Raw genomic sequence first — 12,335 nt, 5'->3', positions numbered from 1 at the left:
CGCATCGTCACCGGCCAGTCTTGAGCGTTCAAGCCTGGCCTTTTTCTCGTGTTCCTCACCGTGGTGGACATCATGGAAATCCTGTTACAACTCGTCTTCAGCGGCATCGCGCTCGGCATGATCTACGCCGTCATCGCGTTCGGCTACCAGCTCACGTTCGCCACCTCCGGCACGCTCAACTTCGGCCAGGGCGAATCGCTGATGCTTGGCGCGCTGGTCGGCCTTAGCCTGGTCGGCACCATCCACGGCGGCCCTTACATGAGCTATCTGTTGATGATCCCCCTGGTTATCATCTTCGGCGCGCTGCAGGGCATGTTCGTCGAATGGATAGGCGTGCGGCCGGCTATCAAGATCAAGTCGGAGTTCGGCTGGATCATGTCGACCATCGCGCTGGCCATCATCTTCAAGAACGTCGCCGAGAACATCTGGGGCAAGGACGACCTGACGTTTCCATCGCCGCTCAGCTCCACGCCGTTCCAGATCTTCGGCGCCAACGTGCAGCCGATGCAGGTGGCGGTGATCGTCGGCGCGCTGGCCATCATGGCGGCGGTCGAAATCTTCAACCGCAAATCGATCTACGGCAAAGCCGTCGTCGCCACCTCCAACGACCGCGACGCGGCGGGGCTGATGGGCATCAACACCAGCATGGTGATCACGTTCTCGTACGCGCTGTCGTCGGCCACCGCCGCCTTCGCCGGCGTGCTGGTGGCGCCGCTGACCTTGACCGGCGCCACCATGGGCGCATCGCTCGGCCTCAAGGCCTTCGCCGTCGCCATCATCGGCGGCCTGACCTCCGGCGTCGGCGCCATCGTCGGCGGGCTGCTGTTGGGGATTACCGAAACCACGGCCGGCTACTACATCTCGACCGGCTACAAGGACGTGCCGGGATTGCTGCTGCTGCTCCTGGTGCTCGCGATCAAGCCGTCCGGCCTGTTCGGCAAAGCCGCCATCAAAAAGGTCTGACCCATGAACAAGACGATCGTCGCGGCAAGCGTGGTGGGTCTGGCGGTGCTGGCGCTGTATCCGGTGCTGATCCCGAACCCTTACTACATCCATCTATTTGAAACCATTTTGATTTACGCGATCCTGCTGTTCGGGCTCGATATCGTGGTCGGCTACACCGGCCAGGTGTCGCTCGGCCACGCCGGCTTGTTCGGCATCGGCTCATATGTCACCGGGGTGCTGGTGTTCAAACTGGGCGCGCCGTTCTGGATCGCGATTCCCGGCAGCGTGCTGGGGGCGGCGCTGTTCGGCGCCGTGCTGGCGCTGCCGGCATTGCGCGTGACCGGACCCTATCTGGCAATGGTGACGCTGGCCTTCGGCACCATCATCCAGATCCTGATCAACGAAATGACCTTCCTGACCGAAGGGCCGATGGGGCTGAAGTTGTCCAAGCCGGAGGTATTCGGCCACAAGCTGGATGAAGTCGAGTACTACTATATGTGCGCCGCGCTGATGGTGGTCTCCTTGATCGTGGTGCACCGGATATTGAAGTCCAACCTTGGCCGCGCCTTCGAAGCGCTGCGCGACAGCCCGATCGCCTCCGACTGCATGGGCGTCTCGGTGTACCGCTACAAGGTCTACGCCTTCATCATCAGCGCCGGATTCGCCGGGCTGGCGGGCAGCCTGTACGCGTATTCGGAGGAGTACATCTCGCCCAACACCTACAACTTCGAGTTGACCATACTGTTCCTGCTGGCGGTGATCATGGGCGGCCGCAAGACGCGCTCCGGGGCGCTGATCGGCGCGCTGATCGTCGTCATGCTGCCCAGCCTTCTGGCGGACATCGAATTGTTCCGCAAGATCGCCGTCGCCGCCGCCGTGCTGGGCGTGATCGGCTCCGCGTTCATGCTGGCCAAGAAGCGCGCCACGCTGCGCGGCGTGCTGGTGCCGCTGGTGGCGACGATCGGCATGGCCGCCTTCTCGTCCAAGCTGGAGAACATCGTCGACTGGCGCCTGACCGTCTTCGGTTTAATGACGCTATTCGTCGTCTACTATCTGCAGGACGGCATTGTCGGCTTCCTCAAAGGCTTGCTGGGCAGGGGGGCGGCGCACGCCAAGGCGGTGCAGGCCAGCGGCGCGGAAGCGTTCGCGCGCGCCAAGGGCGGCAACGCCGGAGAAACGCTGCTCGACGTGAACCAGGTGCTGATGCAGTTCGGCGGCCTCAAGGCGCTCAACCAGGTCGACATGCACGTGATCCAGGGTTCGGTGCACGGCTTGATCGGTCCCAATGGCTCGGGCAAGAGCACGATGATGAACGTGCTGACCGGGATCTACAAACCGACCGCCGGCCAGGTCAAGTTCTCCGGCGCGGTCATCTCGGGCCGCACGCCGTCGGAGATCGCGCTGGGCGGGGTCGCGCGCACCTTCCAGAACGTGCAGCTGTTCGGCGAGATGACGGCCACCGAGAACGTCCTGGTCGGCCTGCACAACACCTTTAAATCGAATGTGCTGGACGTGATGCTGCAAACGCCGCGTTACAAGCGCGAGGAGCGCGCCGCGCGCGACCGCGCCGCCAGCATATTGGAGTTCGTCGGCCTGACGGCGATGGCCAACGAGGAAGCGCGCAACCTCCCGTACGGCAAACAGCGGCTGCTGGAGATCGGCCGCGCGCTGGGACTCAGTCCGCGCCTGCTGCTGCTCGACGAACCGGCGGCCGGCCTGACCGCGCCGGACATCAAGGAGCTGATGGCGATCATCCGCAAGATCCGCGACCACGGCATCACCATCATCCTGATCGAGCACCACATGGACGTGGTGATGGCGCTGTCCGACACCGTCACGGTGCTGGACTTCGGCCAAAAGATCGCCGAGGGCGCGCCGGCGGCGGTGCAAAGCGATCCGAAGGTGATCGAGGCTTATCTGGGCGGCAGCAGCGAAGAACACGGCGGCACGGCGGCGCCTGCGGCACACTAACGAGGACAGACATGCTATCGATCTCCAATCTGCACGCCGCCTACGGCAAAGTCGAAGTCCTGCACGGCATTTCGCTGGACGTCCCCAAGGGCAAGCTGGTGACCCTGATCGGCTCCAACGGCGCCGGCAAAACCACCACCATGCGCGCCATCTCCGGCATGATCAAGCCGAAGGGCGGCAAGGTCACGCTCGGCGGCAAGGACATCACCGGCTTCGACTCGCACCGCATCGCCCGCGCCGGCCTGGCGCATTCGCCGGAGGGGCGGCGGGTGTTCGCCTCGATGACGGTGACGGACAACCTGCTGCTCGGCGCCTTCCCGCGCTTCACGCGCGCGCGGCCCAAGGGCGACATCAAGTACGATCTGGAAAAGGCGCTGGAGCTGTTCCCGCGCCTGAAGGAGCGGCAGGGGCAACTGGCCGGCACCCTGTCGGGCGGCGAGCAGCAGATGCTGGCGATGGCGCGCGCCATCATGCTCAACCCGGACGTGGTGCTGCTCGACGAGCCGTCGATGGGATTGGCGCCGATCCTGGTCGAGGAAGTGTTCCGCATCATCCTGCGGCTGAAGTCGGAAGGCGTGACGATGCTGCTGGTCGAGCAATTCGCCGCCGCCGCGCTGAACGTGGCCGACTACGGCTATGTGCTGGAGAACGGCAGCATCTCCGTCCACGGCCCCGCCGAAAGCCTGAAGACCGATCCGAAGGTGATCGCCGCCTACCTTGGTGGCGGCCACTGACCACCCCGGGGTCAGTGCCGACATTCGGACACGAGCCGATCTGTGTGGGCATAACTATTCCTCGGGGTCAGTGCCGACATTCGGACACGAGCCGATCGGTGTGGTCGCGTTCACCGCTCTGCTCACGGTCTTCGACGAGACGCTGAAATGGGCCGCTATCTGTTCCATCGTATAAGCGGTGGAGTGGTACGCGTGCGCCATGGCCTCGTGCCGATTTGGATATCGCACCTGATATTCCTCCAACGACAGGCTGACGGCACGCCGCTGCGCCTTGGCAACGGCAAGAAATTTCTCGCGCGGTGCGCTGCCCGAATTCTCGGTCACGAAGGCTTGGTCACCGAGCAGCAATTGATGACTAACGTTTTTCAGCGGGCTTTCGTGGCCGATCCCTTCCATGACGAAGCGGACATAAGCGTCCACCGCTGACGCGCGCTCCCTCCCGAACTGCCGTAACGTGGCGGCCGTATCCAGCCATGGGCGGGCCGGGACCGTTCCCATAACGCAATTGTGACTACTCCAGCGCCAGCTATCCGGCGACGTCACGAAGCCCGCACGCACCGGGTTCAACACCACGTATCTGGTGAGTTCGAGCAAATACGTCTCGCGCTGCACCAATATCGCCTTGTAGCGGCCTTGAAACAGGTGACCGACAAGTTCGTGTCGACGATTAAAATATTGCGAGTACAAGCCGTTGAGTAGCCGCATGCCTTGCGAGAGATTGCCCTCGACGGTCTCCACGATCAAGTGGTAGTGGTTTGTCATTTGACAAAATCCCAGCACCGAAAAGTTGTACCGCGTGCATACGAGTTCAAGGATGGCGATCCATCGAGAACGGTCGATATCGTCCCGGAAGATCGTGTTTTTTCGGTCGCCCCTTGAGGTTACATGGTAGATGGCGCCTGCGAATTCAAGTCGGAGAGGTCGGGTCATTTTATGATGCTAGCTTTTTCGCAGAACATCGAGCTGTGCGGTCTCAAATTGGTTCAATTTTGTCCGAATGTCGGCACTGACCCCCGTGGTTTTTTTTGGTGCGGTATGATTTGCGGGATCAGGTTTCGAGGAGTTTGCAATGAAGACAATCAGCTTTCCATCCGGCCGTAGCGTGCCGGCGCTCGGTCAGGGTACCTGGAACATGGGCGAGGACCCGGCCCGTAAACAGGATGAGATTCGTGCGCTGCAATTGGGGCTCGATTTGGGCATGACGCTGATCGACACCGCCGAAATGTACGGCGAGGGCGGCGCGGAGCTGGTCGTCGGCGAGGCGATCGCCGGCCGCCGGTCCGAGGTCTATCTGGTCACCAAGGTTTATCCGCACAACGCCAACCTGGAAGGCACGCAAGCGGCCTGCGAGCGTAGCCTCAAACGCCTGAAGGTCGATTGCATCGATCTCTATCTGCTGCATTGGCCCGGATGCTTTGCGCTCGACGAGACCTTCGACGCCTTCGAGGCGCTGAAGAAGGCCGGCAAGATCAAGGAGTACGGCGTCAGTAACTTCGACCTTGAGGGCATGCAGGACGCCGTCGATTGCGGCGCCGTGGCCACCGATCAGGTGCTCTACAACCTGATCAAGCGTGGGATCGAGTTCGATCTGCTGCCGTGGTGCCGCCAACAAGGTATGCCGGTGATGGCCTATTCGCCGCTGGAGTCGACCGGCCGCGAACAGGCGGCTCTGCTTGGCAATCCCGGCCTGCTGGCTGTCGCCGAGGCGCATGGCGTCACGCCAGCGCAGGTGGCGTTGGCGTGGGTACTGCATCAGGAAGGCGTGATCGCCATCCCCAAGGCCGTTGATCCTGTACACTTGCGCGCTAATCGCGCCGCCGCCGATATCCGCCTCGCCGCGGAAGACCTGGCGGCGCTGGACCGAGCGTTTCCACCGCCGCGCCGTCGCCGTGCGCTGGACATGCGTTAAATGATCAATCACTTATGCTAAACCGAATCAAACAATTCTTCGCCGCGAAAGACATCAGCCACCACATTCTGCTTAACGCCTACTGCACGGTGGCCGACGCGCCCAAGCTCGATTTCGCGCATGTGCTCAACGCGCGCCGCGATCTGTCCGATCCCGAATTGCAGCCGCATCTGAATGGTTTCATGAACTTCGTGGCGGACGCCGGCCAGGGCAACATGACGCGTGTGCGCTACCACGTGATCCGCCACCTCCAGCGCGTGCGCCAGCACGTCAGTTTGGCCGTCGAGGAGGGAGCGATGGATGGTTTCTCCGAGTGGGCGAAGGCGGCCAACGCCATCGTATTCATGGCCGACGGCAGCGTGCGCGATCCACAGGGACGCATTCTTTTACCCGCTGCCGGCGACGATGGCGATCCACAGGCCGTGGTGCCGTATCCGCCGCAGGCCTGGCAGCGCAAGGCCCGAAGCGACGAGCTGCTCGCCGCCCGCAGGGTCACTGTGCCGGCGGACCTCCCGCCGCTCGTGTCGGAGCCGGAATTGCGCTTGCGCGCGCCCGAAGATGTGCTGCGAAGGATGCTGGCCTTGTTCGTGGTGGCGATCCGCGCGGAATCCCTGAGCGGCGAGACGCCTATCGCCGCCGCCGACCTTCAACAACGCTTTCCGCCGGCGTTTGCCGGCCTGTCCGACGCGGAGCGTGCGTTCCTGGCGCAGGAGGCGCCCACGCAACAGGAGATCACGCAGTACTTGTGGCGCTATGAGGCGATCCTGGTGCTGCAGTGGGCCCTGGGTTTGCAGGATGCGCTGCCGTTCGCGGATGCGATCTGTGACGTGTCATCCATCTCCCGCACCGCCATCGAACGCGGAACCGAGGGCTTGCGCAAGCAGCCGGCAATGCGGTCGGCGACGGAGATTCTGGACGCTCTGGATCTGCACTATCGTCAGCATTGGGCAACTCGCCAGGCGCTGCTTAAGAAGTATGCTGCGCCGGCAAGCTTGAACGACGGCGTTTTGCAGGAGCGCCATCATGCGTTGAACTGGCTGGTTCGATTCGAGGACCGCGATTGGGACGACGTCGATACGCCCACATAACGGCTGTCTCGCCTGCGCGCCACGTCTGCTAGGATAGGCGTTTGCAAACGGAGAGGGGCGCAGGATGATCTACAGGCACCGGCTGGCACTGCTGGCAACCACGACCGCCATGGCGGCACTCTGCGCACCAGCGCGGGCGGCGGTCGAGCGTATCGAAGTGATCGAGCGCACGCCGTTCGCGGCGGGGATGGCTTTCGGCGAGGCCGGCGCCTATGAAAAGATACGGGGCGTCGCCTACTACGCGTTGGATCCCACGTCGAAGTCCAACGCCGTCATCGTGGACTTGAAGCGCGCGCCACGCGATGCGCGCGGTCGCGTGGTTTTCTCCAGCGAGTTCGTGCTGCTGCGGCCAACCGGCGCCCAGCCCTCCAGTTTGATCTATGACGTCAACAACCGTGGCGGCATCGCGATCATGGGCCAGGTCAATGGCCGCAGCCCGGTCAACAACGATCCGGCCACCGCCGCCGACGCGGGCGACGGCTTCCTGATGCGTCACGGTTACTCGCTGCTGTTTTCCGCCTGGACGTGGGACGTGGCGCCGCAGGCTGCCGGTGCGCGCCCGTTGGTGTTTGCGCCGCCGGTCGCCAAAGGCATCAAGGGCAAGGTGCAAAATGAATTCACCGTCAACGCGCCGGCCGACATCGCCGTCTACGCCGGCCAGCGTGGCCTTACCTACGAGCCGGCCAAGCCTGGCGATCCCAAAGCGCAGTTGACCCAGCGCGCGCGGCCCGCCGATAAGCGCAAGCCGATCCCGCGCAGCAGCTGGAGTTTCGTCGCGCCGGAGAAGAAGGGCGGGCCTGGCCGCGTGCGGTTGGACGGCGGCTTCAAACCGGATACGATCTATGAATTGACTTATGTGGCGAAAGACCCTTACGTCGCCGGCGCCGGGCTGGCAGGCATACGCGATCTGCTGGCCTATTTCCGCGATACGCCGTTTGAGGGCGCGTCGGTGCCCAGGGCTGTGCTCATGTTTGGCATCAGCCAGTCCGGCCGCGTGATCGGCCGCATGCTGCACGACGGGCTGAATGTGGATGAATCGGGGCGGCTGGCTTTCAGCGGCGCATATCTGCAAGTGCCGGGTGCCGGCGGTTCTGCCGGGTTTAATGGGCGCTTCGTACAGCCCACGCGTCACCCGTCGATGATGGAGGAGCATGAGTATCCAGCGGATGCCTTTCCATTCACCACGGCTCCGTCACGTGACCCTGTCAGTGGCGAGAGCGCGTCCACGCTGGATCGGGCGCGGGACAAACAGGGGAATTTGCCGAAGCTGATTTACGCGAATACGTCGACGGAATACTGGAATCGTGGGGCTTCGCTGATCACCACCACAACGGACGGCGCACGCGATGTCGCGCCGTCGGACAATGCGCGTGTCTATGGTTTCATGGGCGCGCAGCATTATGTCGGCCGTTCGCGCGTGCGCGCGCCGTTCACCGCTTGTGTCTCCACCAGCAATCACTATTTGCCGATGCGGGCCTTGATCGTGGGGCTGGAGCAGTGGGTGGTCGACGGCAAGCCGCCGCCGGACAGCGCCTATCCCCAACTGGCCGACGGTTCGTTGACGACGGTTGCGGACTACCGCGCGATCTTCCCGAAGGGATTGGGTTTGACGCCGCCGGAGCAGAATCTTCGCGAGCCCAGGTTGATCGGCGGCGCGGTGCCGGTCAAGCGCGGCGAGGAATTCGAGACGCGCGTGCCGACGCCCGATGCCGACGGCAATGACCGGGGCGGGGTGGGGCTGGTGGAGCTGCAGGCGCCTCTGGGGACGCATACGGGATGGAACTTGCGGTCGCCGGAGACGGGGTTTGCTTGGGCCACGTCGCGTTTCGATGGCAGTTTTGTGCCCTTTGCGAGGACCGAGGCGGAGCGGATCGCGGCGGGCGATCCTCGCCCTAGTTTGGAGGTGCGGTACCCGGCGCGGGATGATTTTGTGGCGGCTGTCCGGGCGGCGGCGCAGCGGCAGGTTGCTGCCGGATTGCTGCTGCCGGAGGATGTGGCAAGGACCATCGCGGAAAACTCTGGATTGTATGACCGGATATTGGCGCGCGATCCAGTGGATCAGGGTTGCGGGTATTTGTTCGCGCCTTGAACCGCATCCCCGGCATCTCAGTACTTCGACTACAAATATATTTGTAGTCGAGGTAAATAGCCTGTGACGTAACAGGAGAAAAATGTTGATATTTCGGTTGATGTTTACTGTAGTTCTGCTACATTTTGTGCGGGAGACAGCATTTCCCCAAACATAATGATAAGGACACATGATGATCAAATCGACACAACGCAGTCTGATGAAATCCCTTTGCGCAGCAGGCTTGTTGAGCGGCCTGATGGCCGTGCCGGCACATGCCGCGCTCAACGCACCGGATACCTCGGTGCAGATGTTCCGCTGGAAGTGGAACGACATCGCCAAGGAGTGCACCAACTGGCTGGGCCCCCAGGGTTACGGTGCGGTGCAGGTGTCGCCGCCGACGGCGGCGGCCAGCCTGGGGACCTGGTGGGATGTCTATCAGCCGGTCAACTTCAATTCATTCAAGAGTAATATGGGCACCGAGGCCGAGTTCCAGGCGATGGTCAATACGTGCCACGCGGCCAAGGTGCGGATCTACGCCGACGTGGTGGTGAACCACGTGGCGGCGGGCGCCGGCACCGCGACCGACGGTTCGACCTGGAATTCGACATCGCTGACGTATCCCTTCTTCAGCGGCAGCGATTTCCATCCGGCGTGCGATATCGCCGGCGGCGACTACGGTTCGCCGGGTAACCGCAACAACGTGATGTTCTGCCGCCTGAGCGGCCTGCCGGATCTGAAGACGGAAGGCGCGTACGTGCAAGGCCAGGTGAAAACCTACTTGAACAAACTGGTCGCCATGGGCGTGGACGGGTTGCGCTTCGACGCGGCCAAGCATATGCAGCCGTCCGATATCCAGGCCATCATGAGCGGCGTCACGCAAACCACCAAGTCCGGCGAGCCGCTGTGGGTCACGCAGGAGGTTATCCCCGACAGCAATGTGGTCAGATCGAGCTACTTCGCGGGCGGCACGCTCAACGAGTTCCAATACACGTATGCGATCAAGGCCGTGTTCCGCAACGAGAATGGCGCCAGCCTGTCGCAGATCCGCACCATCATGGGCACGCCGGGCAATTGGGGCGGCACCTGGGGTTTCATCCCGAGCGAAAAGGCGACGGTCTTCGTCAACAACTGGGACACGGAGCGTAACAACAGCTCACTGGTGGCCAGCAATTACGTCCCAGGTTCGCCCAACGACACGCAGGGCACCAAGCGCTATGACCTGGCGAATATCTTCATGCTGGCGTGGCCCTACGGCGCGGCGCAGCTGCACTCGGGCTACCGCTTCACCAGCTACGATCAGGGTCCGCCCGGCGCCAGCCCGTTCGACGCCGGCGGCGCGCCGCTGATCAACCAGCAGTGGGACTTCATCCACCGCTGGAGCGACATCTCCAACATGGTCGCCTTCCGCGCGGTCACGTCCGGCCAGGGTGTCGACAACTTCACCAACGGCACCGGCAACCAGATCGCCTTCGGCCGCGGCGCGAAAGGCTACGTCGCGATCAACAACGATGGCGCGGCGTGGAACGCATCGCTGCAAACGCAGCTGCCGGCGGGGACCTATTGCAACGTCGTACACGGACAGCTGAACGCGGCGGGCACCGCCTGCACCGGCGACAGCGTCACCGTGGGCGGCAATGGCGTGATCAGTGTCAGCATTCCCGGCAACGGCGGGTCGGTGGTGCCGGCGGTGGCGCTGCATATCAATCAGAAGGTGGGCGGTAGCGGCGGCGGAGGAGGAGGGACGTGCGCCACGGTGCCGGTGACCTTCCGCGTGGCGAACGCGAACACGGTGGTCGGACAAAACGTTTATGTGGTCGGCAACCGCGCGGAGCTGGGCAACTGGGTGCAGGGAACCAGCAACCAGCTGACGATCGAAGGCAGCGGCGCCAACGTGCCGTGGTCGCGCACCTTCCAGCTGCCGCCGGCGACCGCGATCCAGTACAAGTTCATGAAGTACGGCGTGAGCACCGTGTGGGAGAGTAACCAGTCCACCGCCAGCGGCAATCGGGAAGCGACGACGCCGGCGTGCGGCGGGACGCTGACCCTGGACGCGGGCAGCTTCAAGTTTTAACGAGGCTTAGTGTACGCTGGCTGGAACCGCTTTTTCCTGCTGCACGAGGATGAACGGGCTGACGACGACCGCCCACAGTTCGGCGTTGGCTTCCAGCCAGCCCTGCGCCTGCTCGTCGCTGACGCGCGCCAGCAGGCCGGCGTTCATCCATTGGCTGATATTGGCCTTGTCGTCGTGCGAGATGCGCACGGCGACATCGACCAGGTCGAGCGAGTTGGCGATCCACACCACGTTACCGGCGGCGAAGTGTTTGAGCAGTTCGCTCCATGGCAGGCGCGCGGTTTCGCGGTTTACTTTGAGGCGCAGTTCGGTGTCGTTTTCGGGTTTGGTTTGCATGGTAAAAATGAATCAAATAATGTCGATGGTCGGTTCCGGGCTGCCTTGCCAGGTCAGGCGATAAGCGGCGCCTTTGCGCACGTTGCCCACCAGCGCGGGGCGGAAGCAGGCCAGGTTGGTGCCGCTCGGGCGCCGCACGCTCGGGTAGATGATGCCGAGCGAGCCGCCGTCGAGCAGGCGTTCGGCCAGTGTCTGCGATTCGATGTAGCTGTCCGGCGACAGGCAGGCCTTGTAGCGCGGCTGGCCGCGCAGGTCGTGGAAGGTGGCGGTGAAGTCGGCCAGCATGCACTGATACTGCACGCTGTCGTCGAAGCGGTTGATCTCCGCGTATTCCACCGCCTTGTGAAAACTCACTTCCGCCAGCGCGGTCTCGACGTCGAACGCGCAGTACCAGGCGCCGCGCCGGCCGTCGTTGAAGCGGCTGCCCTGCGGATGCGCGTAGGTGAAGGCGGCGTTGACGATGCGGAAGTTCGGCACGCCGAACACCAGTTCATCGACGTTGATGCCGGCCGAGCCGCCGTTTTGCGTGCGCAGGCGGGCATTGGTGGCGTTGTCAAGGTCGAACAGGTCGCGCAGCATGTCGTCGCTGTCGGCCAGCGGCGACAGCACGGAATCCTCCAGGTCGGCGAACCTGGATGGCAGCAAACGGCAAGTGTCGAACTGGCGCAGCGTGGTAAGGGGTGGAATCAGGCTGACCGGCACTTACAATCCCCCGCGGCGCGCATCTAATAATTGACGCACGGTTTGCATCGCCAGCAAGCCGCCGCCCAGCATGTACGCCAGCGGCGTGCGGCCTTCAAAAATCTGGTTGTTGTTGGGCAGGTTGACCCATTCGTCGGCGAGCTTGTCGCCGTAGATGATGTGCAGCGCCTTGTAGATGCCCAGCAGGTAGGAGATGCGGGTGATACAGTCCACCTCCAGCGTGCGCTCCGGGTTCTTTTTCCATTCGTACAGGGCGCTGCTCGACAGCCCGCCCAGCAGCTGGCGGGCGTCCTCGTCGCGCACGTGCCACGTGGCGGCGAGCTTGAAAAAGCCCTTGAGGGCCGATTTCGATAACCGCTCGCGCTCGGCCTTGGCGTTCAGGTCCACCAAGACGGTCGGCTCGAAGCGGCTGCGAGGGTAAGCATAGGTCAGATTCATAGATCCTCCGTTAATGGAGTACTTATACTCCTTTTTCGGATGAATAGCAATCGGGGAGTGAATCGTGCCG

At 63.1% G+C, this 12,335-nt stretch carries 11 protein-coding genes; 7 read left to right on the top strand and 4 right to left on the bottom strand.

Going from position 1 to position 12,335, the window contains the following annotated elements:
• The first annotated feature begins 72 nt into the window (after positions 1-72).
• From BMX85_RS15275 to BMX85_RS15265, 3 genes are read left to right on the top strand one after another with little or no spacing between them, the layout of a single operon-like run.
• Positions 73-963 (top strand): branched-chain amino acid ABC transporter permease, encoded by an 891-nt coding sequence (locus BMX85_RS15275; protein WP_090320146.1) that lies wholly within the window; start codon positions 73-75, stop codon positions 961-963.
• A gap of 3 nt (positions 964-966) precedes the next feature.
• Positions 967-2,916: a branched-chain amino acid ABC transporter ATP-binding protein/permease gene (locus BMX85_RS15270; RefSeq protein WP_090319537.1), complete on the top strand. Its 1,950-nt coding sequence runs from the start codon at positions 967-969 to the stop codon at positions 2,914-2,916.
• Positions 2,917-2,927: 11 nt separating this feature from the next.
• On the top strand, positions 2,928-3,650 hold the full coding sequence (locus BMX85_RS15265) for an ABC transporter ATP-binding protein (protein ID WP_090319535.1): 723 nt from the start codon (positions 2,928-2,930) through the stop codon (positions 3,648-3,650).
• 54 nt (positions 3,651-3,704) lie between these two features.
• Here BMX85_RS15265 and BMX85_RS15260 read toward each other — a convergent pair whose 3' ends face one another.
• Complete coding sequence (locus BMX85_RS15260; protein WP_090319532.1) at positions 3,705-4,580, bottom strand: transposase; 876 nt, start codon at positions 4,578-4,580, stop codon at positions 3,705-3,707.
• A gap of 139 nt (positions 4,581-4,719) precedes the next feature.
• On the opposite strand from BMX85_RS15260, the gene BMX85_RS15255 reads away from it, so the two are divergent.
• From BMX85_RS15255 to BMX85_RS15240, 4 genes are all read left to right on the top strand, one after another.
• Positions 4,720-5,559 carry an aldo/keto reductase gene (locus BMX85_RS15255; RefSeq protein ID WP_090319528.1) on the top strand — a complete coding sequence of 280 codons (840 nt, stop codon included), beginning with the start codon at positions 4,720-4,722 and terminating at the stop codon, positions 5,557-5,559.
• A gap of 14 nt (positions 5,560-5,573) precedes the next feature.
• On the top strand, positions 5,574-6,647 hold the full coding sequence (locus tag BMX85_RS15250; protein WP_090319523.1) for a DUF4272 domain-containing protein: 1,074 nt from the start codon (positions 5,574-5,576) through the stop codon (positions 6,645-6,647).
• Positions 6,648-6,711: 64 nt separating this feature from the next.
• A complete protein-coding gene (locus tag BMX85_RS15245) occupies positions 6,712-8,736 on the top strand; it encodes an alpha/beta hydrolase domain-containing protein (protein WP_090319520.1) in 2,025 nt (674 codons plus the stop codon).
• Positions 8,737-8,935: 199 nt separating this feature from the next.
• On the top strand, positions 8,936-10,789 hold the full coding sequence (locus BMX85_RS15240; RefSeq protein WP_229210475.1) for an alpha amylase C-terminal domain-containing protein: 1,854 nt from the start codon (positions 8,936-8,938) through the stop codon (positions 10,787-10,789).
• 6 nt (positions 10,790-10,795) lie between these two features.
• Here BMX85_RS15240 and BMX85_RS15235 read toward each other — a convergent pair whose 3' ends face one another.
• The 3 genes from BMX85_RS15235 to BMX85_RS15225 are packed head-to-tail and all read right to left on the bottom strand — an operon-like array spanning position 10,796 to position 12,265.
• On the bottom strand, positions 10,796-11,125 hold the full coding sequence (locus tag BMX85_RS15235; protein ID WP_090319517.1) for a DUF2288 domain-containing protein: 330 nt from the start codon (positions 11,123-11,125) through the stop codon (positions 10,796-10,798).
• Between the two features lie 12 nt (positions 11,126-11,137).
• The gene (locus BMX85_RS15230) at positions 11,138-11,827 is read right to left on the bottom strand and encodes an RES family NAD+ phosphorylase (RefSeq protein WP_090319514.1); all 690 of its coding nucleotides are present in this window, start codon (positions 11,825-11,827) and stop codon (positions 11,138-11,140) included.
• On the bottom strand, positions 11,828-12,265 hold the full coding sequence (locus BMX85_RS15225) for an antitoxin Xre/MbcA/ParS toxin-binding domain-containing protein (protein ID WP_090319512.1): 438 nt from the start codon (positions 12,263-12,265) through the stop codon (positions 11,828-11,830).
• Between the last annotated feature and the right edge of the window lie 70 nt (positions 12,266-12,335).

It is taken from the genome of Duganella sp. CF517, from assembly GCF_900110275.1.
GTDB lineage: Bacteria > Pseudomonadota > Gammaproteobacteria > Burkholderiales > Burkholderiaceae_D > Rugamonas.
The sequence above is the reverse complement of the archived record's forward strand: the minus strand, read 5'-3'. Positions and strand labels throughout refer to the sequence as shown.